Source organism: Paenibacillus sp. ClWae2A (assembly GCF_032452295.1).
Lineage (GTDB): Bacteria > Bacillota > Bacilli > Paenibacillales > Paenibacillaceae > Paenibacillus.
This window is the reverse complement of record NZ_JAULSQ010000010.1, coordinates 154,297-177,683: the sequence shown is the minus strand read 5'-3', so window position 1 is coordinate 177,683 and position 23,387 is coordinate 154,297. Positions and strand designations below refer to the sequence as shown.

The 23,387-nt window shown below is 45.2% G+C and carries 22 protein-coding genes and 1 pseudogene; 11 read left to right on the top strand and 12 right to left on the bottom strand.

Annotated elements, in window-relative coordinates; translation table 11 throughout:
* Positions 1 to 254 precede the first annotated feature (254 nt).
* The 4 genes from QVE09_RS24220 to QVE09_RS24205 form a co-directional block, all read right to left on the bottom strand.
* Complete coding sequence (locus tag QVE09_RS24220) at positions 255 to 1,250, bottom strand: phosphotransferase enzyme family protein (protein ID WP_315938878.1); 996 nt, start codon at positions 1,248 to 1,250, stop codon at positions 255 to 257.
* Between the two features lie 404 nt (positions 1,251 to 1,654).
* Positions 1,655 to 2,203 carry a hypothetical protein gene (locus QVE09_RS24215; protein WP_315938877.1) on the bottom strand — a complete coding sequence of 183 codons (549 nt, stop codon included), beginning with the start codon at positions 2,201 to 2,203 and terminating at the stop codon, positions 1,655 to 1,657.
* Between the two features lie 4 nt (positions 2,204 to 2,207).
* Positions 2,208 to 3,797, bottom strand: a complete 1,590-nt coding sequence (locus QVE09_RS24210) for an ArnT family glycosyltransferase (RefSeq protein ID WP_315938876.1) — start codon at positions 3,795 to 3,797, stop codon at positions 2,208 to 2,210.
* Between the two features lie 198 nt (positions 3,798 to 3,995).
* Positions 3,996 to 4,205, bottom strand: a complete 210-nt coding sequence (locus QVE09_RS24205) for a helix-turn-helix domain-containing protein (protein WP_315938875.1) — start codon at positions 4,203 to 4,205, stop codon at positions 3,996 to 3,998.
* Between the two features lie 142 nt (positions 4,206 to 4,347).
* Here QVE09_RS24205 and QVE09_RS24200 point away from each other — a divergent pair, with 142 nt between their 5' ends.
* Both QVE09_RS24200 and QVE09_RS31565 read left to right on the top strand, forming a co-directional pair.
* Positions 4,348 to 4,635 (top strand): DUF6809 family protein, encoded by a 288-nt coding sequence (locus QVE09_RS24200; RefSeq protein ID WP_253430347.1) that lies wholly within the window; start codon positions 4,348 to 4,350, stop codon positions 4,633 to 4,635.
* Positions 4,636 to 4,733: 98 nt separating this feature from the next.
* A complete protein-coding gene (locus tag QVE09_RS31565; RefSeq protein ID WP_367399886.1) occupies positions 4,734 to 4,814 on the top strand; it encodes a putative holin-like toxin in 81 nt (26 codons plus the stop codon).
* Between the two features lie 182 nt (positions 4,815 to 4,996).
* Here the strand turns inward: QVE09_RS31565 and QVE09_RS24195 are convergent.
* Positions 4,997 to 5,158: pseudogene (locus QVE09_RS24195) on the bottom strand (cysteine hydrolase); the annotation flags it as partial.
* Positions 5,159 to 5,270: 112 nt separating this feature from the next.
* On the bottom strand, positions 5,271 to 5,657 hold the full coding sequence (locus QVE09_RS24190; RefSeq protein WP_315938874.1) for an iron chaperone: 387 nt from the start codon (positions 5,655 to 5,657) through the stop codon (positions 5,271 to 5,273).
* A gap of 185 nt (positions 5,658 to 5,842) precedes the next feature.
* Between QVE09_RS24190 and QVE09_RS24185 the strand changes: the two genes are divergently transcribed.
* Both QVE09_RS24185 and QVE09_RS24180 read left to right on the top strand, forming a co-directional pair.
* Complete coding sequence (locus QVE09_RS24185) at positions 5,843 to 6,163, top strand: ArsR/SmtB family transcription factor (RefSeq protein ID WP_315938873.1); 321 nt, start codon at positions 5,843 to 5,845, stop codon at positions 6,161 to 6,163.
* 99 nt (positions 6,164 to 6,262) lie between these two features.
* The gene (locus QVE09_RS24180; protein ID WP_315938872.1) at positions 6,263 to 7,345 is read left to right on the top strand and encodes a saccharopine dehydrogenase; all 1,083 of its coding nucleotides are present in this window, start codon (positions 6,263 to 6,265) and stop codon (positions 7,343 to 7,345) included.
* A gap of 113 nt (positions 7,346 to 7,458) precedes the next feature.
* Here QVE09_RS24180 and QVE09_RS24175 read toward each other — a convergent pair whose 3' ends face one another.
* Entirely contained in the window at positions 7,459 to 8,121 is a 663-nt protein-coding gene (locus QVE09_RS24175; RefSeq protein ID WP_315938871.1) for a M48 family metallopeptidase, read from the bottom strand.
* 152 nt (positions 8,122 to 8,273) lie between these two features.
* On the opposite strand from QVE09_RS24175, the gene QVE09_RS24170 reads away from it, so the two are divergent.
* Positions 8,274 to 9,041, top strand: coding sequence for a GNAT family N-acetyltransferase (locus tag QVE09_RS24170; RefSeq protein ID WP_315938870.1), 768 nt, complete (start codon positions 8,274 to 8,276; stop codon positions 9,039 to 9,041).
* Between the two features lie 112 nt (positions 9,042 to 9,153).
* Here QVE09_RS24170 and QVE09_RS24165 read toward each other — a convergent pair whose 3' ends face one another.
* Positions 9,154 to 11,532, bottom strand: coding sequence for a GH36-type glycosyl hydrolase domain-containing protein (locus QVE09_RS24165; RefSeq protein ID WP_315938869.1), 2,379 nt, complete (start codon positions 11,530 to 11,532; stop codon positions 9,154 to 9,156).
* 129 nt (positions 11,533 to 11,661) lie between these two features.
* Complete coding sequence (locus QVE09_RS24160; protein ID WP_315938868.1) at positions 11,662 to 12,081, bottom strand: ester cyclase; 420 nt, start codon at positions 12,079 to 12,081, stop codon at positions 11,662 to 11,664.
* 303 nt (positions 12,082 to 12,384) lie between these two features.
* Here QVE09_RS24160 and QVE09_RS24155 point away from each other — a divergent pair, with 303 nt between their 5' ends.
* Positions 12,385 to 14,907 carry a transglutaminase domain-containing protein gene (locus QVE09_RS24155; protein WP_315938867.1) on the top strand — a complete coding sequence of 841 codons (2,523 nt, stop codon included), beginning with the start codon at positions 12,385 to 12,387 and terminating at the stop codon, positions 14,905 to 14,907.
* Between the two features lie 125 nt (positions 14,908 to 15,032).
* Here QVE09_RS24155 and QVE09_RS24150 read toward each other — a convergent pair whose 3' ends face one another.
* Positions 15,033 to 15,935, bottom strand: coding sequence for an SDR family oxidoreductase (locus tag QVE09_RS24150; RefSeq protein WP_315938866.1), 903 nt, complete (start codon positions 15,933 to 15,935; stop codon positions 15,033 to 15,035).
* 331 nt (positions 15,936 to 16,266) lie between these two features.
* On the opposite strand from QVE09_RS24150, the gene QVE09_RS24145 reads away from it, so the two are divergent.
* Positions 16,267 to 17,250: a MerR family transcriptional regulator gene (locus tag QVE09_RS24145; protein WP_315938865.1), complete on the top strand. Its 984-nt coding sequence runs from the start codon at positions 16,267 to 16,269 to the stop codon at positions 17,248 to 17,250.
* A gap of 26 nt (positions 17,251 to 17,276) precedes the next feature.
* Here QVE09_RS24145 and QVE09_RS24140 read toward each other — a convergent pair whose 3' ends face one another.
* Together QVE09_RS24140 and QVE09_RS24135 are read right to left on the bottom strand one after the other, a co-directional pair.
* The gene (locus QVE09_RS24140; RefSeq protein WP_315938864.1) at positions 17,277 to 18,806 is read right to left on the bottom strand and encodes an alpha/beta hydrolase family protein; all 1,530 of its coding nucleotides are present in this window, start codon (positions 18,804 to 18,806) and stop codon (positions 17,277 to 17,279) included.
* 224 nt (positions 18,807 to 19,030) lie between these two features.
* On the bottom strand, positions 19,031 to 20,410 hold the full coding sequence (locus QVE09_RS24135; protein ID WP_315938863.1) for an amino acid permease: 1,380 nt from the start codon (positions 20,408 to 20,410) through the stop codon (positions 19,031 to 19,033).
* A gap of 372 nt (positions 20,411 to 20,782) precedes the next feature.
* On the opposite strand from QVE09_RS24135, the gene QVE09_RS24130 reads away from it, so the two are divergent.
* From QVE09_RS24130 to QVE09_RS24115, 4 genes are all read left to right on the top strand, one after another.
* Positions 20,783 to 21,148 carry a DUF6713 family protein gene (locus QVE09_RS24130; RefSeq protein ID WP_315938862.1) on the top strand — a complete coding sequence of 122 codons (366 nt, stop codon included), beginning with the start codon at positions 20,783 to 20,785 and terminating at the stop codon, positions 21,146 to 21,148.
* A 169-nt stretch (positions 21,149 to 21,317) separates the two neighbouring features.
* Positions 21,318 to 21,713: a hypothetical protein gene (locus QVE09_RS24125; RefSeq protein WP_036606000.1), complete on the top strand. Its 396-nt coding sequence runs from the start codon at positions 21,318 to 21,320 to the stop codon at positions 21,711 to 21,713.
* Between the two features lie 162 nt (positions 21,714 to 21,875).
* Positions 21,876 to 22,319: a hypothetical protein gene (locus QVE09_RS24120; RefSeq protein WP_315938861.1), complete on the top strand. Its 444-nt coding sequence runs from the start codon at positions 21,876 to 21,878 to the stop codon at positions 22,317 to 22,319.
* Between the two features lie 37 nt (positions 22,320 to 22,356).
* Positions 22,357 to 23,349, top strand: a complete 993-nt coding sequence (locus tag QVE09_RS24115; RefSeq protein WP_315938860.1) for a DUF4003 family protein — start codon at positions 22,357 to 22,359, stop codon at positions 23,347 to 23,349.
* Positions 23,350 to 23,387 lie beyond the last annotated feature (38 nt).

Genomic DNA, 23,387 nt, shown 5'->3' with positions numbered 1-23,387 from the left:
TTTTTTTAACATTTTTTTGTATAATTCGACATCAAAATACCATTTTTAGCGTGGAAAGAATGAAAGTCCCATCCAACCTTTCTACAAGATTTCCACTTCCGTTTCATTATTCGGTAATGTTCGAACAAAATGAAAAGCCCCGTGATCGATACAAAGGATCTGCACCTGACCGCGGGACCAATTCACGTGAATGATTCTTTCAAAACTTCAGTGCTTATGGTTCTTGACTAGCCTGGGGTGAATTGGAACAAATCTTAGCTGTCAACTACCTTTCCGAATTGCTCTGCTTGTTCCGTCATCTTCCTGCTTAATCTTGCTCTTAATCCACTCATCCATTCCGGCTCATGTAACCACTGTTCTGAAGCAGACCGAAGCACACGCACATATCCATATAGGTTGGCAAACCGGCGACATGCGGGGAACATGCTCTCCAGATCATAACGTTCTCCCGCCTTGGACCAGTACCCGTTCAGGAACAATTGCTTCTTCTGCTCCCATTGATCAGGCTCTATTTCCTCACGAAGACTATCCAGGCTCTGCTCCACATCCATCGCGTACCAGTGATACATCGAGTCATCAAAATCAATGGCATAACAAGACTGGCTACCTTCGTCATAGAATACATTATCCGGTTCAAAATCGTAGTGAATGAGTCCGAAATTTTGCTTGTTCATCGGCCAAGCTGCAAAATATGTTCGGAGAAATTCCATCTCACTGAGTGCAGCCGTCTCCGCAGGAAATTCCTTCAGGTTCTCTTGTACCCAATTCAACACATCCGTATAGGCCCAGCGCCGCTTCTCCTCCTGTTCAGGCGTGAATGTACGCGATAGCTGGTGCAGCTCACCTAATGCCTGACCATAGCTGTAAAGGATGGGGTCATTCAAATCGATGCTTCCTAACTGCGATCCAGGTACTCGCTTGAATACAGAAGCATAGTACGTTCCCCATGGCGTGTGCGCCTCTACAAGTTCTGTTCCTGAATTGGCGGGTACAGCCTCCATGGCTCCATACTGATTAATTCGAAGATAACGGAGGAACTCCAGTTCAGCGCTGAGGTTGACTTGATTTTTTTCCTCTATCGGGGCAAATCGAAGCAATCGCACTTCCCCCTGTTCTCTGAACGGATACACGGCATTGGAGGATATGCGATAATACTGAAACATGTCCAGCGACTCGGGATCATAACTCCAATTCTTCAGGATCATCTCGGCAAGGTCATTATGTTGGAATAAATATTTTAATTTTAACATGGGCATTTCTCCTTTTTTGATCATTTCATGTGGATTGCTCGTAGCCAACGAATGCCTATTTTTGCGCGCAAAAAGCCGCAGGCTATGCCTGCGGCTTTAAAAAATTCTGAATGGGGGCTTATTTGCACAAGCAAATAAACCTCGCATACGCCAGAAAAATGAGCAGTTATATCCCTATTTATCGGCAGATCTCAGACCGGACTGGGAAACAAAATGTGTTTCAACGTTCGTCGGATAGTCTGCCGGAATTATTCAGTTCATTCTTACCTTCATTGTAGTAATAGAACATACCCTCTTAGACCGTCGTTTCATGACGCTCACTCCCTTCAAAAAGCCAGTTGTTTCCATAATAGCCGATAAGCCAAGTGTAAGCAATTACACAATGACGATATTCCCATCATTTTTTACTGGACAACCATCATCCGTTCGACCGTCTCGGTGTTGTCCTTATACCACACCATCACGATGTTTTCTTTTTGAAGATCAGACACTTGAATGGACGAATTTGCACGTGAGCTGGAATTGCCCGAGCGCGGCGTCCCCATGCCTTCAGTGATAGCAACATCATCACTTATTTTCAATTTCATCTCCAATCCGGTATCCTTCCATTCCATGCTTGGGGATGAGGTGTCCTGCACCTCAAGTAACGCCAGCGTAACTGTGTTTCCATTTACGGAGATGACTCTACCTGTAATGTCGGCATTCATCATCCCCTTCGTCATGTCTGGACTGCCTGTACGCTCATACATACCCGTGCCGCCCCTTCCACCTCTAGGCGTTCCTCCATTCATGCCCAGGCCACCGCCATTCGGCATGCCGAATCCATTCATGCCTTGCACAGAACCGGTGTTGGTTATATTCTGGGCGGTTATAACATCACAGGCCGTCAGCATAACAAAACATCCCATCAGCAAGAGTATTGTAACCGATGTGAAGTATTTATTTTTTCGCATATGATCACCTCTTTCTCAGAGAATATTTCTCCAAGGTACCTTTACGATGGAATATGAAGTCATACGTATCTTTGAACCCCATATAGGACAGCACAACCAACAACGGATATACAGGGTAGATGTATCTGGACTTAATCTCCCACAGAATATAAAATCCGATGAATCCGAGAATCACCAGGATTAAGGAGACTTCATCATACCGTTTACGACGAATTCCACCAACCAACCGGATGAAAATAAAACAGTACATCAAAAAATTCATCACATATACAATCCAGAGCAAACCTGTCCGATAAGCCGACTCCCCTTGCAACAGTTCTGTTATCGCATTGGTGTAACTATAGGAGCCTGCGATTCCACCTCCCCTTCCCCTTCCTCTTCCTGCACCGATGGAACTTTCATTGCCGATTCCGTAGCGGTCCATCTGGTATGTCCCTTCGGTCCAGGTCCATATGATCTTTTTGTAATACATCTGCACCAAGTCACTCGCACTTGCTTCAGACAGCTTGTTGCCGATCTCTTGTTTGAACAATGCTTCGCTCTCAGCCTTATTGTAGTTGGCCTGCCTCTGATAGACCTGATAACTCTCCATATTGTCCCAGAAGCCAAAACGCTCCAGATTAATCCCCATATTCAGCCACATATAGACTGGTGCAGAATTCTCTCCAACAGGTTCGCTCACAGCACCGGAGGATTGAAGAACCGCATTCTGAGTCCAGGTCGGTACATTAAACAACATAGCCAGCACACCGATGGAAATGATGACTTTCTTCATTCCGATGCTCCGCATATTCAGCAGGATAGTTATGATGGCAGCGATTAGCACGATCACACCAATGCTTCGGAAGTAATTTCCCATCGCGAGCAACACGGCGGCAATGACGATTGTTTTCCAAGACTTTTCACGTACAAAACGAATAACAAAGTATAAACAAGATGTCAGAAATGCTGTAGCAATCACATCGTTATAGATCAGGTTGTTCAGGAATAAGGAAGGCAGGTACGTGGCTGCAAAGATTAACACACCGTAATCACGTTCCGTGGATCTGTCGTTCACTTGTTTGTAGATAAGATAAATCATGAACGTTGTTAACGTTGAAAACAAAATATTAAATAACTTGATGACCAGATAGTTATCCGGGAACAGGTACAGCAGCGTTTTCAAGTACAACACGATCGAGTAGTTAAACGGGAACATGTGCAGATAACCACCCGTTTCAAACGAGGAGTAGTCTTGGTCATACAGCATGTTCATGGCCAGTGAAAGAACGGTCTGCGAATCATCGGTAGGCACTCTCGGAAATACGAAAATGATGATGATCTGAATGACCAGAGAACATAACAGCACCATCGGAATAACAACCTTCGGGCTGTATTTGTTCAGTTTCAGACACAGAGCATATAACCCGACACCTGAACCAAGAAGCAAAAGAATGACCGGGAGAAAAATACTCCACTGCTGCATGCCCAAAATGGGATTGTCCCCATACAAGGCGTAGTTGTACTGTGCCCGAACCAATAAGGACGAAGCAATAAATACCGCAACAAACACGAGCAAAATGAGATAAAACGATTTATGCAGCACCTTAGACATGCCAAAACTCCTTTTCCATTACAGGATTCCGTGAGTATTATAATCGCTCTGGCTGAAAAATCGCTGAAAGGGAGTAACGCTTGCAATCGGTGCAGATCAGCATGTGTATACAAACAGAAAAAGACCGTCCCTTCGATAAGGTAACGGTCTATATGTAAAATTTTTTAAAAGTATATGGCCTTAGCTAATTGTTGAAGATCACTTCTCGTCCTTGATAAACTCAAGGATATCCTGGATCTCACAATCCAAAGCCTCACATATTCGATTCAGCGTATCAAACTTCACACCATCGGTTTCTTCATTATATAATTTGGCAATCCCATTTCTATGTAATCCGGTTAGTCGGGATAATTCAGCAATATTAATTCTTTTCTCACCCATAATACGAGATAAATGAACCTTGATCATACGAATTCTCCTCCAAACTAAAATGCACACTGTGATGTTGACAAAGCACACTACAAGTTGTATATTCGAATAAACATAATGCACACTGTAGTGTTCGAATGGAAACTTAATATCTACAAATACTCAAAAAGAGGTGTACATAGTGAAAGAATCCTTGGAATCTTTAGCAGAACCGTTAATCCGAACGCGCTTAGAGTTATTATACAACAATTTGTCTCACACGCAGCCTGATTATACCCAACTATCTAAAGAATCTGATCAATACTTTCAGAATATTCGCCAAGCTTTACCGGAGCAACTGAATCAAATCCTTTTTCTATATGAAGATACTCAACTCTCTATGCAAACACTTCTGGAAAGAGAGATTTATTTACAAGGGTTTCGGGATGCCCTTCAGCTAATGAACGAGTTACATATAAACAGCTTCTAACAACTTGGCTTCTTACAAAATATGCTATAATCAACAAAGCAATAGAATAGGCTTAAAAGGGTCGGTCGGCTACCTTGCCACGAAGGGAGGAATGCCTTGTGACAGTATTTGAAGCAATTATGTTGATGCTTACCTTTGGTTTGCTCATCGTTGCTATTCTGTCCAATACACACAAATAGACCGCCCCCCTCGCAAAAGGATGCGGTCTATTGTTGATCATCTTTCTAAGCGAAGCCCACCGCCCTTAAAAGCGGCTATTGCTCGGAGGAGTCGTGTTACCAGCACGGCTCTCTTTGCATTTTACGTCTAATCTGCTCTTATTATACCATACTCAAATCTCCGGCGTCACATGTAAACCACGCTAGATACGATACATTTCTTTATACTCATCCACATATAAAACTTCAATACAATTAGACCAATTCAAAATCGAACCAACAAAATCCTGAATGTCCAGATCCGGCATCTCATACGTCTCCGCTGTGTTCACCGAACCTGTTGCGTCCTCAAACAAGGTTAGCTCTGATCGTAATCTACATGTTTAATGTATATGATTGGCTCATGTTGCTGTTCAAAATCAGCGATAACCGCTTCAATCTTGCCAACTGAGCTGTGAGATCCGTTTTTACCATTTACTACTTCTTCTGCTTCTTCTCCCGGGCTTTTTCAACGTTTTCTTTCACCCGAAACGCCACAATCCGGCTGATGAGATCCTCGGGCAATGGCTGGTCCAGCGGAAACTGGACAGACCCCTTTCCCCCTTTATACTTGGAGAGTTCCTCCTGGAAAGCTTGAATTCCCCTGGGAGCAGGGTAAAACCCAATATGATGCTGGTAAGCGGCAAAATGAACCAAATTCCCATGCTGTGCATACGTAGGCATCTTGTAACTGATCTTCTCTTCGGCGTTCGGAGCCGCTTCACGAATAATCTGTCTTATTGCCTGTAATCTCACCTGTACATCAGGTGCAAACTCCGAGATATATTCATCTACCAGCACCGAATAATGGTTACTCTCAGCCATCTTGGACTCCTTCCACCACGGATACTATCAATGGATTCGTGGTACGGGCATATTTGCTTATATTGTACTTCAAATGGACAAGCGGAACAGCTATTTTCCTGCAACTTGCAATGTAAAATTTGATTTTCAAGTGAACTAAGCCTTATAATACGTTTAAACAATTAAACATTATAACGGAGTGAGCCATGAACGAGTCGATGGGTAACCAAAAAGTTATTGATATTTTCGAGAATCTAAGTCCTTATCTTCAAAGCCTGGGAGATCCCGTTCGCCAGCGAATCATATCGCTGCTCATTGATCAAGAGAGCATGAACGTATCACAGATTGCAGAGCATGTCCCCATGTCACGCCCTACGGTCTCTCATCACTTGAAAATATTGCGTCAATCCGGGCTGTTATCGGTTCAGAAAAAAGGTACGGAGATGTATTACAAGCTGGAGTTCAACGATGCGATCGAATTACTCAAACAGCTCGTTCATCTCGTGGAAGTGGAATGTCAGAGCTAGCGCGTACCGCGTTGGCGTACTGCATTCCTTTTCTTCACTCCTATATGTTCAATAGTTTAAACATATAAGTGCATAAACATATCAACGGAGGTTTATCGAATGAATAGAAAAAGAGTTCTCATCGCTGGAGGCTATGGTGCTGTAGGTGCACAGCTTGCCCGTATTTTGCATGACAGGCATCCTGATCTGGAATTGGTACTGGGAGGCCGTTCTGCAGGTAAAGCAGCACCTTTTCAATCCAATCGTGTCCAAACGGTTGTTGTTGATACCAATGCAGACGATCCACTGATTCACGCAGGAGAGAATATATCGTTAATCATAAATGCAGTGAACGATCTGGATGATCGGTTACTGGTGTCGGCCGTACGGAGAAAAATTCCCCTCATCGATATAACACGCTGGACTGAGGTGTTCAATCAAGCGATCCGTACAATAGAGCAGGAAGAGCTTCATGCTCCGGTAGTGCTGTCCTCTGGATGGATGGCAGGAACGGCGTCACTCTTTGCCATGATACTTTCTAACTCTCTGCAACATGTCGAAGTAAACATTCATGCCCTATGGTCGCTGCGGGATAAGGCCGGCCCTGATTCGGCAGCCTTCATGGACCGGATGAGTATTCCTTTTCAGATAACCGAATCCAATACACATCGACTCGTCTATCCCATGACAGATCCGATCAAAGTTCATTTCCCGAACGGGTATACGACTCCATGTTACAGATTGGATACACCCGATCACGTCACATTACCTAATACCAGTCATATTGATTCAACCGGCTTCCGCATTGCATTCGATAGTAAAGTATCTACCTATGCACTCGCCGGATTGGTCAAGACCGGAGTATGGAAGATGATCAGTGGTGAACGTTTCCAGCCATTCCGGCGGAAATTGCTCTATAATCCGGGAACTGGGAGTGCACATCATCTGGTCATTCAATTGAAAGGGCTGGATGCAAAAGGGAACAAGGTTGAACGAACGATGACGGTCTCTGACCCACTCGGTCAGACCCACATGACTGCACTCGGCGCTGCGGTGCAAGCCGAGAAGATACTGATGATGCCAACGGACAAGCCTATGGCTCCAGGCATCTATTATCCTGAGCATCTGTTCGATGATCGAATGGACATGGATGCGGTTACTCATTTTTTCAAACATTACGGCGTTCAAGTAATCCACTCCTGATCAGACATAACAAAAATCCGCGAGGTCACTCACTGCTACAGTGGGACCTTCGCGGATTTTACGAATAATAATAGAGGGGTATGGCGCGTCCAAGTGAAGGCTTAAGCTTATTATTATAGTGTCATGGCCCGACCATTTCGCATCAGATAATCTTCTTTTGTTTTGTAATCCGGCATGATACTGCCGATCCGCCGCCAGAAAGAGCGATCATGATTCATGTGGTGAATATGGCAAAGTTCATGAATGATGACATAATCGATCACTTCCAGTGGCGCCATCGCCAGGCGATAATTGAACGTCAGCTTTTTGTCCCAGCTGCAACTGCCCCACTTGGTGGGAGAATCTACGATCTCTACCGACTTCGGCTTCACCTTCAACTCCTGCTGATAACGTCCGATGCGCTCCCCAATCATGCGTTTACACTCGGCAAAATAAAACTTCTTCAAATTTGCTCGTAGCTCTTCTTCTGTCAGACCCTCTACAGGAATTAATTCATGCAATGCGTGTTCCTTACCAAAAAGCAAAAACTTCCCTTTGCCCTCATCTTCGTATTCCTTGGCTTGAGGACCATCGAGCGCCCGCTGCATCAGAGCAGATTTCTTCAAAATCACATCCCCGTGCTGCTCTACAAGTTGCCGGATCATGTCTTCACTGGTACCATTGGGTGCTTTGATTGTTACCATATAAGGCAAGTCCATCGTGATGGAAACTTTCTTGCGTTTGCCATATTCGATATGACAGTTAATGCTTTGATTATTTAATTCTATAGTTAACATAATGCGCTCCGCTTCTGAAGTTATTCATTCAACCAAATCAAATTGTATACCATCCCCGGCTATAATGCATACTCTTCGGAGATATAATATCCTCATTGTATTTTTATACATTATTATGTATTATTATTTAATTATGAAATCGGAGGTTTGATATGACTCATACAATAGATTCAGAACACAAAACCATTGAAGAACTATCCCTTAATCACTGGCAACCCTTGTCCACCTTATTATATGACGGCTGGGTACTGCGTTTCGCCAAAGGATATACCAAACGTGCCAACTCCGTTCAACCGATCCACTACTCCACTCTGGATGTGCATGAAAAGATTGAGGAATGTGAGCATATCTATGCTTTCAATCAGTTAAATACCGTATTCAAAATCACACCGTTTATTCAGCCGGATCATCTCGACCAACTTTTGCAAGACAAAGGGTATGACATTGTCGATCTCACCTACATCCAGACTCGGAGTCTGGAACATATCAAAGAGCCTGTGCACCAAGCTGTACAGATCGACGAACAATTGACCACAGCTTGGCTGGATCACTTTTGCCGACTGAACAAGGTGAATGATCTGCAACGGGAAACGACGGAATTAATGTTACATAATATCCGCACACAAGCAGGTTTCATCTCGCTGTTGATCGACGGGCAAGTCGTCGCTTGTGGGTTCGGTGTAATCGAGCGTGGCTATGTTGGGTTGTATGATATCATTACAGACGCTAACTTCCGGAATCAGGGACTTGCTGAACAGATGATCCTGCATTTATTGCATTGGGCAAAAAAACAAGGTGCTACATCCAGTTTCCTGCAAGTGGTTGCGAATAATGCACCTGCCTTGAAGCTTTACGCCAAGCTGGGTTATTCAGAGATTTATAGCTATTGGTACAGAGTCAAAAAATGGAATGAGTCCTGACCATGCTGAAACCAAAAACTGCCCTCCTCTTATAAAGGAAAGGCAGTTTTTAATTCGGCTTCGTGATCGTCCAAAACTCTTCACATCGTTCAGCAGTAATCCTTGCGCTTTTCTACAATGGCAACTTCACCAGCACCTCATATTTCATACCGGCTTGTATATTCTTGACGATGTCACCTGCAATCCGTTGACCGTCAACATGCACCTCAATCTGCTCGACAGAAGCATCCTTCTTCATGTTTACATTCAGCTCAGCTCCGCGGAACAAACGTGTGACCGATACCTCGTTCCAGTCTTCAGGTAGTTGCGGACGCACTTGAAGTCCTTGTGCATGACCTTGCAGTCCAAACAATCCGTCGATCAGGCAGCGATACACCCACGGCACCGTGCCGGTGTTGAACAGATGACTGGAGCGCCCGGCTGTACGTGGGAATTGACGATAGGCTCCGCGATAATAATTCGGGATAAATACGGGTAGTTGACCCCGCTGGAGGATATCCTCGGCATCGGGGCCAGGAATCATTTTACGCAACAGACGATACGCCTTCTCCTTCTCGCCCGCCAGATACAACGCATAAATATAGAACGCCGCCGCGTGATTGTACACTGCACCATTCTCCGCACTTCCCGGATGTTTCTGCGTGACACGACCTACATCTTCCCGCATAGCTGTGAAAGACGGCGCGAGCTTCTCGACCCCATATGGCGTCTCCAATTGCTCCTCTACGGCACGGATTAACTTCTCCTGTTTCTCCTGATCCGCAGCACCGCTCATAAGTGCCCAGCTCTGAGGATTGATATAGATGCGCCCTTCCACGTCTTTGCTTACACCGAACACAACGTTATCATCCGTAATTCCGCGCGCATACCAGTCCCCATCCCACAGATACTCATTGGCTACCGCATTGGTCTGGTTGGCTTCCTGACGGAATTCCGCTGCGACCTCGGCATGCCCTGCCTGTTCACCAATATCTGCCCACACATTGAACGCATATGCCGACGCAATGGTTAACCAGCCGGATACGCCTTTGCCTTTGTACCCCACCATGTTCATCGGATCACACCAGTCACCCTGATTGATATAGTTCAACCCACGCGCATCACGCTCATGGATCAACCAGCGCATCGCAAGATTCATATGCTCCAGTACGGAAACCTTTTGTTCACTGTCTGTAAAAGCAACCTGTTCCTCCAAAATGCTGTAGTCATTCGTTTCATCTAGATAGGTCTTTATACAGACCGGAAGCCAGATACAGTGATCGGTATGAGGAACCTGGTTAATATATTTCAGTTCTGCGTCCGGGTGCAAAATAATGCCGTCTGGCATCGCACCGCTTATATGCTGCTGAGACAAAGCGGTCAAGAACGCAGCCCGCGCAATCTGCGGCTGAATATAACTCATGCCCATGTTGTCTTGCAAATAATTCCGCGTCTGCGGATCGGTTGTCAGACGATTGGTTTTGCCATGATAGTACATCTGGCGAGGCAGCCAGTGATTCACGACATTATCTAGCCAGCTGTCCGGTGTCTCAATCTGGATGTTTCCTTGCCCTTCCGCAATATACTCAGCATACTCCTGTTCGGCTGCGACGAAACCATCCTGTCCATCCTTATTCTGCTTCACAAAATAATGCTGACGAATGCCCTCAATCTCTGTCTCATCATGAGCCGGACCAAAGATAAATCGATACGCCTGCTCCGCTCCCGCTTCCAGCTCTACTCTGTATTGCAATACAGCCACAGGTGTCTCATAACGCGCATCTCCACCTGCGAGCGTCTCTGACTGAAGGGCGGAAGGATTATGTAGTCCGCCTTCGCCTTCAAAGCTCTCATGATTCACTTCCCAGGCGGTCGGTTGGTGATCTGCAAGCAGATAGGTTTTGTCGCTGTAATTTTTGATTTTGCTATAATCCTGATATTTCTGATACGGTGTAACCGCCGAGCAGACAATGCCCTGCAAATCTTCCACATATGAACCGGATTGGTTCATCCAGGACATATAGCCCACTGTAAAATACGGGTAGATACTCAGCTTGCGTTTTCTTGAAGACAGATTGGTTACCTTCACACGCCACAGCTCCATGACATCTTCCTTCGGCAGACGCAGGGACATCTCGATGCAAATGTCATCCTGAATCACTTTCCAGTGAATATCGTGTTTGCCAACAGCGAACGTATAGCTATCTGCTTGCTTGCGAACGGGTTCATACGGGGCTGAGAAGATTTCGCCGCTTACTTCATCTTTAATGTAGATAAACCGTCCCGGATGGTGGGCATAGTATGGCTGCTCCGGTTGCATAAACGTCTTCGCTTCCAGGTTGGGCGCATACGAATATTTGGCAGGTTCGGGCTGCATGAATTGGGCCACAGCGTACCCCCGGCAATTCACATGAATCATCATCTTTTCATTCCAAAGGAATCCGGATGCCTTCGGTAAACTTGTCGGGCTGGTTAGTTCAACATATTGATTATCTTCCGTTGCTTTAATCATCACTGAACCTCACTTTCAGATAATGGAGTCAAAAGACAGAAAACGTTTTAGTTAACTTGTATACAACTTTGTTCATTATAACACGGTAACGCTTACAAAGAACTGAAAACTAAAAAAGAGCTGAGAAACTCAGCTCCGATTACGTTCCAATTGTTTTTCGATGCCCAACCTGTCGATCTGTATCCAATACTCTGCAATTTGTTCGTTTTCCACTCGGTATACTGCACTGGCAATTTCAATCACCGGGAGGTTGGTTGGACTGTATCCGTCCACTTCGCCAATATGGGTACCCGTTTGTCTCCAGCGCACATAAACTTTATCACCTTGCGTCAGCAACTCCAGAATTTCGAGTGAAAACTCCCCGTATACTTCAATCATCTCTCGCACATGATCCGCATAATCGGAAGGTGTTCGGGTCACCGTGACCTCATCTTCAGATATCACTTGATGAGCCAGTACCTGTTCCCCCATCACGCTGCTTGCATAATCAGGATTTCGGCCTGATCGGACCTCTTCAAAAAAGGTTCTGACAATCTGTTCTGCTGTCATCTGAGCCACTCCAGTCTATTCAAATGTTCCGCTTATATATAAATATGTAGTAACTCTTGTATTTTAACATGGAACCCACGCTACAGAATTACATCTGTTCTATTGTTCTACAGGACTTAAACCCTACCCTCTCACCTTGACAATGCGTCAATATGACCATAAACTAGCAAAGGATATTAGGAAATTAATAGGAGGTTTGGCCGTTAAGAGGTTCGAGTATGGGTTTTAACCAAATTTGATAATCTTTCGGTGTGTAGAAACGTAGCATTAGAGCAACTCAGAAAAACAAGAAAGCGGTGTATCATGAAACGTCTATTTTTCATTATGTTTGCGCTCACCCTGTTACTGGCTGGATGCCAGAGTACTGAGCAGGAAAGCAGTCCGTCCGAGAATAATCCTACAGAAGTAGTAGAGGGTTCTACCATTTTAAGTTTGAAACAGAAATACGGCTCTGAATCGGAACAAACGATCATGCCGATGTACAACGTAGCTCAGGATGAAGAATTTACGTTCAAGTTTAAAGCAGATTTACGTAAAAACAACCTGCGAGCTAGTGACATTATTAGTGTACATACCGATATTAAAGCACTCAAAGCAAGCGATGTATATGCCATTCCAGAGACAAACGACAATAGTGTTTCTATTAAGCCTCTTGGGTGGGGTGTTTTAAGTTCAGACTCCATGATGAACAAGGATCAAAGTTCTTGGGGCGGTGCCCCAATCTACTACATTCGCCTGAACTATGATCCGGATGCTGAGAAGCTAACGCTGCTCGATGAACCCATTATCATTCCGTTTACGGTGAAGTCAGAGTTACCTGTTCCCAACCTAAGATACGAGATTGACAGAGATAGAAGGTTCAAGTTGGTGTGGGACAAGGTTGAAGGTGCCACAGAATATAAAATTTATAAACGTTCTGACCTAACCAACTTTGATACAAATGTACCTCTAACTGGCGCAGAGGACGCTTTCAGTAATAGTCTGCCTTTAGATATTGCGGTAACAACAGAGACGTCTTTCAATGATTTTTTGAGAGACGGAAAAGGCGGGCTAGGTACTTATAATGAAATGATAACTACCACTCAGAACCATGGTATACGAGGAGAATATTACGTCACTGCAATCGGCGGAGGCAAAGAATCCAATTTTAGCAGAGGTGTCCCTACAGCTCCGCTTGCTTCCCAGTTGCCAACATCTCTGAAAGAACAATTGTATAGGGAGAAATTAAAGAATATAGATGTACTTCCTCAGAAAGCAACAGTTGAGTACAATGACGGATCTCTAGCCCGTGAAACCATTGTTTATGATACCGAAAGCGTAGAGATTTCAGAGTTCAATGAAACGAATATTCCTTTTCATATTAAAGGAACAGCTCTGAAAAGCTACGTGCGCGTAGAGAATGTGACCCAAGCAGACTTGGACAGACTTGCTCAGCAAACCGTAGCCGATTCTAGCAACGGACTGGTAGAACCAAAGAATGACACACCTTACGTCCCTGCACCTGACGTGCCAACGATCATCAACAATCATGATGCACCTGCGTCTGCAACGGAAAAAGAAGAAGAACCGGCGGTGGAATCTACAACTACAGAGTCCTCAACCGATACGGGAACGTCAGAAGATGCAACTGATCCTCTATCTACTGAGGCTTCCGATGATACTTCTGATAATTCTTCAGATATGGCTTCTGAAGAAACTTCCAATGAAACACCTGCTCCAGCTCCTGAAGCTGAAGAAGACAACCTGGTAGATGAACAGAAATCCAATACACAGCAAAATGTAGAACAAGGTAATCAGGAAACCGTACCTCAGCCTGCTACAGGCGATGCAATGATCAATGCAGATTCCGCATTGGAAGAAGTTTTAGCCAAAAATATGATTGCGGCACAAGATAAAATTTCGTTAAAAGCTTTCCCCGAAGCTCAAAATTTCACGACACTCTCGGATGTTGTTCTGAAAGTGATGTACCAGAATCCATTGATTCTTGGTGTGGAAGGTTTTGAATACAACTATGGTACGCTTACGCTTTCCATTCATTACAATGAATCGGCTAGTGGTATCCAGAAGAAGCAAGATGAGATTATTGCCAAAGCAAACGAAGTAGTGGCTTCCATTATCAAGGATGGCATGAACGAAGACGAGAAACGGAAAGCCATCTACGATTACCTGAACGATAATGCGAAGTATGACGATGCAGCGCTGGAAAATGCGGAGCAAAACAACTTCAAAAATGTCGATCCGCAGTTCAATGACTCGTTTACCACATACGGTATTCTGGTCAAAGGTGTCGGGGTATGTGCCAGCTATGCTTCCGTTTACAAATTGCTCTCCGATCTCTCGGGATTGGAAAGCATCGTTGTAACGGGCGCTTCCAGCGGTGTTCCACATGCATGGAACAAGGTCAAAATCGGGAACGAATGGTTCCATGTGGATGCCACCAACAACCTGACAAACTCCGGCATCCCCTACTTCTTGTACAATGCCAACGATGAGACTGCTGCAAGTCAGAAAACAATAGCGGATAAGGATTACTGGCTTGATTCCGAGCTCGCGATGTTTAATGGCGAGAGCGATGCCAATGATTATTATGTGCAGAATGATCTCGAAGTCGCATCCCTTAATGAGTACAAAACCAAGGCTGAGAATGAACTCAAAAAAGGAGAGAACCGGGTCATTCTCCGTTTTGCCTCACCTGTTGACTCTGATGACCTGATGACAGCTGCCGGTGAAGCCCTTGCTGCAGTGGATGAAGCGCTTCTGAATACAGCACAATTAGCCACGCTAGGCAGTTATGCCATTCTGGACCCGAAACCAGATCAGAAGTAATTTTATTTTCATAAAAAATAACATAACAATAAAACACTCCATTCACCTTCATCGGGAATGGAGTGTTTTGCTTAACTAGTTTATGATGACTGACCTATGATTCATAGGCCATTTATATTTAACTTTTATGGACTAACCGTACCGCCGTTAGCATTCAGTGTCTCGCCGCTCACATAGCTGGATTCCTGGCTTGCCAGGAACACAAATGCCGGAGCCATCTCTGCAGGTTGTCCTGCTCTACCAAGTGGTGTATTGGAGCCAAAATCGGCCAGCTTCTCGACTGGTTGTCCACCCACGACCTGAAGTGGTGTCCATACCGGGCCTGGTGCAACAACGTTGACACGAATTCCTTTGCTACCCACCTGTTGCGCCAGCGCTTTGCTGAACGTGTTAATCGATGCCTTTGTTGTGGCATAATCCAGCAGGATTGGCGAAGGTTTGTACGCCTGAATCGATGATGTGTTGATAATGGAGCTGCCCGGCTTCATGTGTTTCACAGCTGCTTTGCAGAGCCAGAACATGGAATAGACATTTGTTTTGAACGTCGCATCGAATTGCTCGGTGGTCAGATCCGCAATCTGCTCTACAAACTGTTGTTTACCTGCCACGTTAGCAAGAATATCAATCCCGCCAAGCTCTTTTACCGCAGATTCAATGAGTTCTTCACAGTATTTCTCATCCTTAAGGTCACCTGGCATTGTGATCGCTTTGCGCCCGGCTTCCTCAATCAGCTTCACAACTTCCTGCGCATCTGCTTCCTCTTCCGGCAGATAGGCCAGAACAACATCTGCACCTTCACGGGCAAACGCAATCGCAGCCGCCCGGCCAATTCCGCTATCGGCTCCGGTCACAACCGCTTTGCGTCCTGTTAAACGTCCGCTGCCTTTATAACTTTTCTCACCCGCATCAGGAACAGGAGTCATCTCACGCTGAAGTCCCGGCTCATCCTGCTGCTGTTTCCACTCCGGTGTAGCCTTCGGATATTGTGTCGTTGGATCTTGCATGGTGTGCTGATCTTGATTATCCATGTTCAATTCCTCCTCGGTTATTTACAGTGACCACTACGATCACAGAATAACCTTCCGATCGCTGTTATCCCCAGATTTTTTTCTCTCCCTTATTTAAGGGGAAAATCCGGTGATAAAGGCGAACACTTGGTTTCTTCAGGTTATTTCTGTGCTCTTCGTTATCATGTAAATGTTAAATTTATTATCAGAAGTTGTTTTATAAAAGTTGCACTCTTTCCTTTGTAACCGAGTTGGGCGTTATTTAAACTAAGCTAACCGGATTCCCAGACAACTGTCACATATTGAATCTCCCCTAACTGGAGATTGTATAATAGAACATGAGGTGATCTCGTTGAAAGCAAATAAAGAACCCTATTCCATCGGTGAAGCAGCCAAACTGATCGGCTCCACGGTGAAAACGATCCGTTATTACGATGAAATTGAACTGTTACAACCCTCCAGTCATACGGAAGGCGGGCATCGACTCTATACAACGCAAGACTTGTGGCAACTCGAACTCATTACAACACTACGTTATCTGAATTTCAGCATACCGGATATTCGAAAGCTCATGTCTGGTGAACTGGCGGTAGCACAGGCGTTGGATCTGCAGATTGAAGCCTTGGAAACCCAGATCGACACGATGAATTCCATGCTCTCCGTTTTGCAGCAAGCCAAGCAGCATGAAGAAGAAACTTCCTTACATTCCGAACAATCTCTCACGTATATCTCCAATCTGGTAGAATCGCTATCGGCCAATGCAAGCAGGCGAAAACAATTTGTTGCTGCCAAGATGGATGAATCCCATCTGCTGGACAGCATTCCGCAGGATTGGAGAGTGTCGTTTCTGCACTTTTTCGATAAATACATGATGAAAGATACCAAACTGACGGCTCAGCAAACACTGGCCTGGAAGGAAATTCAGGAACTGATCAATGATCCGGCCTATTGGGCCGATCTGGCTCGGCTGGAGCTTCCATTCTTCATTATGGCGAATCAGCCACAAGTCGAAGCGAACGTCTGGGTGAAAAAAATGGAGGCTATTCGCATTCGCACTACCGAAGCTCTGGACAAGCGTTGGGCTATCGATAGCCCTGCTGTGCAAAGTATGGTGTGGGACTTTGTGTTGATGTATGCCAGCGCTGAGCATGTCGAAACACCTGAAGTATTTTTTCGCAAACAGGCCCGATATATGCTGAACTCCGTGACGGATCGCATTCTGCGTTTTAACAAGCTGTGCAAGGTGATGAATCCCGAATGGAGCCAGATTGTAGATGGCATTAACCTGCTGCAGGAGGGCATGCGGTTACGTTTAAAACAAATGGAAGAAGACTGAATTTCAGTCTCCTTCCATTTATACGTTTAGCCTTTTTTTAACGAATAGGACTCATGTTCTCCCACTTCCTTGTCCATATGGAGCGTTTGCCCTTTCAAGTAGTGGTTGAAGAAATCAATCGTTGTATCGTTGACCAACTGTTGCGCTCCCCGCGCATCTACACCCTGTGTCCATTCGAGCAGTGGAGAGATCAGGTAGAGGTCGGAGAAACTCAGATGTTTGGTGTTGGTCAGCTCCATCCAGAAGTTCCCTCCTGCGGTTACCGGCTCATAGCGCTCGTACACTTCCTCGTAATATTTCTCCGCTTCCGGACGGGTCGTGCCCATCGCAGCAATTTCCTCGTCACTCATCACACTTGTGCCTGCAACGGTTGAGTCTGCACTCATCATCAGGAACGGCTTGCCCACGCCTTCCGCAGGAATACGTTTCTCGCCAAACAATACACCGTCCATATTCATGCCTGCTTTCACACGCGGATCATCCATTAACATCTGTACTGTCGTTGCTCCGCCAAATGAATGCCCAAACATACCGATGTTGTCCAGATCCATATGTCCTGTAAAGCGTCCGCTCGGATCTCCCGTTCCCAACTTCTCTACCTCATCCAGTACAAACTGTGCATCCTTCACCCATGTCTCATTCAACTTGTCCATGTAACTGAATTGCAGCTGCTCAAAGCCTTCTTTCCCTTCAGATTCAAACTGTGCCACACGTCCATCCGGGAATACGGACACCAGACTGTTATACGTGTGATTAATGCCCACCACGATGTATCCTTGACTCACCAGCTGCTCGACCTGAAACGTATTCTGATTTTCATAGCCATGCAGACCATGAGAGAAAAGAACAACCGGATACTTGGCTTCGGCATCAGACAACTGAGCTTCCTGTATCGCATGTGTTTTGACCTGACTCAGACTGGAAAATAAAAGCTTTGGCAGTTTCAGCACTTCATTGAAGGCTGTCGCATAGATATACGGCTTACTAACATAAGGAGCTGTTGCGCCCTCTACGTCTGGATTCGTTGGATACCAGATCTGTACCATCAGCTCCCGTTTATCTCCGGCGTCACTCGTCAGCAACTCCTCCCGGCTGTTATCTATCCAATCGTAGGATACCGTTCCAATTCCATAAGGACCTGCTGGCTTGGCAAACGAAAACACCGGGAACAGCAGCGGCAAGCCAATGCTCACAATAGCGTATACCAAAACCAGAAGAGACGTTGCGATAATTCGAACACGTCCGAATTTCCCCACCACAGATGATCTTGAAGCAGATGTCCCGGAACGTTTACTGTTAAGCGAGGTTACACCTGACTGTCGCTGGCGTCTTGCCTTTGTAAATAACACAACCAGTAGAACCAACGTGAGCAGATACGCCGGAATCATCGGCCAACGAAGTCCTTCGACCACACCATGGATGATCAACAGCACACCCGATATGACAAATCCACCCCATACCATTTTCCGAAAATGTTGATTCTGTCTCCCGATCCCGATTCCCCCCACGAATATAAGCAGGTTGAAAATAAGATAAATCCATTCTATTGTCCTCATATGCTTAACGCCTCCCTTGTCTGCCGCAATTTAATTTGAATTGTGTCGCGCGGCGGCTCTTATACCTCCAATCATAAAACCTCCAGTTACAGGAGATTCAAGCATGATTTTTTCGAATAAAAAAATGCACTCCCTGAATGTCGCTGAATCACCCTCAGGTTCTCCAATCATTTCAAGGAATGCACGTATGAAATTACGTTATAAATTGACTTTGGAGTACGAAACTAGCGATTTTCGCCGCCATCTATCCGTTGTCTTTTTCCGATGCCAAATGCAAAATATCCAGCCACCACGATTGCCATAAACGTAGCACCAACAATCAGAGGCAAGCGCGTATCCGGGTTAAACGCCATACCGATAATGACGAGGATCAGATACACAATAATGATGTAATTGCTGATCGGGAACCATTTGGACTTGAAGTTATGATCCGCCATCTCGTTGCCCCAACGCTTTCTGAATCGGAACTGACTGAACGCCAGCGCAAACCACGGAACCATACCCGGAAGAACGCTTGCACTGTATATGTACAGGAACAATTTGGAGTCCGGCATCAGGTAGTTCAGCACAACCCCAATCAGCAGCAAGGAGATTGTAATGACTATACTGTTGCGGGGAACCCCGCCTTTGGACAGCTTTTTGAAAAAGGCTGGTGCCTGCCCATTCTCAGCCAGCGTGTATAACATCCGTCCCGCACTGTAGATCCCGCTGTTACATCCCGACATGGCCGCCGTCAGCACCACAAAGTTAATGATCCCCGCTGCAGCCACAATACCAACTTTGGCAAAGGTGAGCACGAACGGGCTTCCCGTCTCGCCTACCTCGTTCCAAGGGTACAGGGTTACGATAACAAATATGGCACCAACGTAGAAAATAAGAATACGCCACACGATATTTTTGATCGCTTTACGCAAAGTGTGTTTCGGATTCTCCGCTTCGCCTGCTGTAATACCGACCATCTCCACCCCTTGATACGCAGCCGTTACGATACACAGCGCAAAGAGGAAACCTTTGATCCCTCCAGGAAAGAATCCGCCATGGCTAAACAGATTCGACAGCCCGATTGGCTGTCCTCCGTTCCCCCAGCCGAAGAAGATGAGCCCGGTTCCGATCACGATCATCGCCACAATAGCCGTCACCTTGATCATCGCAAACCAGAATTCAAATTCCCCATAGAACTTCACCGCCGCCAGATTCGCTGCTGCAATGATCAGCACCCCAGCAAGTGCCGGGAGCCACTGCGGAATATCCGGGAACCAATACCCGACATAGATGCCAATCGCCGTAACTTCCGCCATACCCACCGTAACCCACAGGAACCAATAGCTCCAAGCGGTCAGGAATCCGGCAAGCGGACCAATATATTTGTGAGCAAATGTAGCAAACGAACCGGTTACCGGCTCCTGAATCAACATTTCACCCATAATACGCATGACAAAAAAGATAACGATACCAGCCAATAAATAAGCCAGCAGCACGGATGGACCTGCCCATTTGATCGTACTTGCCGATCCCATGAACAAACCAACGCCGATTGTACCTCCGAGTGCAATCAGCTCTACATGGCGGGGCTTTAGCCCTCTAGATAGTTGCTTTGATTCCAAACGATTCTCCCCTTTTCTTGTGTACAGCTTCCTGATGTAATCTTTAATTTTCACATTAACGCAATGCAGAATTGCTTCACCAAATTGTACGAGATGTGCCGCAGAAATACAACAAGGAATGTGAGGAAACGGACTCACTACACATATAGGTATAGGATAACCGCTTAATGAATATGGCAGACAACTCATTCAACAATGCTTGGCACCGTTGTGTAGGGAAAGTGAAAGAGACTTTTCTAATACATGACACTACAGGGAGGTTGCTGGAACCCCCAAAGGACAACTCACGTATTGTATATTTAGGTTGCAATACCGTATGTGACTTGTCGCTATTGAACTGCTTGTATAAAATTGAAAAATGGGAGGCTTTACATGCCTGACTTTTTATTAGTCTTATTTTTGTTTAATTTATCATTATTTCTATTGCACGAAATGGATGCCATCCGGCGGTCCGAGTGGAAATTGTTTATGGTGTTAAAAGATATGGAAGATGATAAAGCCTACAGGTATTTCACTTGGATTCACTTGCCAATGTATACGATCATCCTCTCTCTGCTTTTTAGCTCGTATCAGACCATTACATTTTGGGTGCTGGATATCTTTTTCATCATACATATCCTATTACACTTCTTTTTCGAAAAGCACCCTCGAAATGAATTTAAAAATGGGTTCTCCAGATCATTCATCTACCCTATGGGAATGATTGCTTTAATTCATTTAATATTCCTAATCATCTAATCTGATCCACTATTTACATCTGTATTTTATTGGTATATATTATAGTCGTTAGGAATGTTAGCGCTAACATAAACTGAATAAGGAGGGGCTCCAATCCGTTTCGAAAAGGTTTTTGGTTTACATTGAGTTAAACTATAAAAACACTTTATTTTGAGAGGATGGGCATTCTATGAAAAGACGCATTAGCACATTTTTTGCACTTATTCTAGGTATCTCCCTTCTGTTTAGCCTGACCGCTTCCGCTAATCCCGCCATCGTAAGTTATGGAAGCACCTATTCCCATGCGCTTTCGGCCGGGCAAGGATACGCCTATATTCTTCCTAACGCTAAAACGACTGGTACCAGCGTGAAAATTACGACAAATGCAGCCAATACCCTTCAACTGCGCTACTACTGGAACTACAATAATACGACACTCGACCTCGGTACAGTTATCGTAAGCAACAATACTTACAATGGCGGGTCAGCCTACTACAATCCGGGTACGCTGATCACTGTCGTAGAACGTGTTCCAGGATCGACGACGGCATACCCTAACGTAGCCTACACAATTTCTTTCAATTAGATTAGTCCTATATCACCGATCAATCTAACCTACGACCGCTGATTGCGGTCTTTTTTATATTCAACAACTAGACTCTCTTATTTATGGAAGTGACCCCCCTTAAATAAAAGGGTAATAATAGATTGATAGTCTACTCTATATTTTCTTAAATGGAGGTAAAAAGTGGATTACGCCAAATCAAAATATGCCATCGTAGACGGAGCAGCTTCATACATAGAGAGTCATCTCAAGTATAAATGGTTTACTCCTCCCGGTACGGCCTACGATCTGGAAACCCTGGTTCTTCAGGATATCAAATCCATTACAACGTTTGAGCCGTTAAAGGAATTTACGAAGCTGAAAAGTCTGACTTTCGGATATGCAAACATTGAAAACCTTGATGTGACCAAACTTAAACCCAAGTCATGGGATTTCATTTCTACCCTAACCGGCCTGGAGATATTGGATTTATGTAAAACATCGTTCTCCGATCCAAGTCTGTTATTGAATCTGCCTAACTTAAAGAAGGTACGTTTGTCTGTCAGTGACGTAGACCCCGAATCCAGCAGATTCAAGGCGTTGGAAGAGGTCATGCTACAGCGTGAAGGTAATCTAATCATGAAATAGGGTACTGTAAAATAAAAGTGAGTATGGAGGTGTGCCTATGCAACAACAACATACGGAACGAGTTGAATTATTTGTTTCCAACACCCAGATCATCAAGAAGTCGTTCAAATGGCAACACGCGATGATGCAACGTCTGGCTGCCCTGCTCTATGCAGCGGAGAATAAAACAGCCGATGGGGAAGCTATTCGTCAAAGCCATGAGTTGATTAAGCAAAACACAAAACTCTTCTCTGCATTCAGAGGTAATTCGGCCATTAGCATTGCTGCCATGCTCTCCCTTACAACGGATGAAGAGACGAGACTGGCAGACACCTTGCATGTCTATGACTTAATGAAAGAGATCAAATTCCGCAACTCCGATTATCTGGTTATTGCCGCCTATCAGATCGCTACTCAGACATCACCTGACCAGTTTCAACCTACGGTGGAGCGGGCCAAATCATTTTATGATGGCATGAAAGCAGAGCATCGTTTCCTCACTGGACAGGATGACTACATTTTCGCTGCCATGTTAGCCCTTTCCGATCTCGAGGTGGACACTGGTGTGGCACGTATGGAACAACTTTATGGGGAATTAAAACCAGAGTTCTCTTCCAGAAATAGTGTGCAGGCGTTAACACAGGTCCTGGTTCTTGGAGAGGATACCCCGGATGCAGGGGCTCGTGTGATTGCTTTAAATGAAGCTTTTCGCAAAAGGAATTTTCGAATGGACAAAACGTATACGTTAGCCTCTCTCGGAATACTTTCTCTACTGCCTTCAGACAGAGACTCGTTAGTGGATGAAGTCGCGGAAACAAATGACTGGTTACGGACTCAACAAGGCTTCGGTGCCTGGTCGATCGATAAACAGGAGTTGCTCTTGTTCTCATCCGCGTTGATAGCCATTCAACATGTGGAGAATCTGCGGAACGGTGTGCTTACGACAGCAATCTCAACCAGTATCACAAATATTATCATCGCTCAACAAGCAGCCATGGCCGCAACTGCCGCAGCATCGGCTGCTGCCGCTTCTTCATCATCATCGAATTGACACTTAAAACTGGCTCCCAAAGTGTTCCAAGCATAATA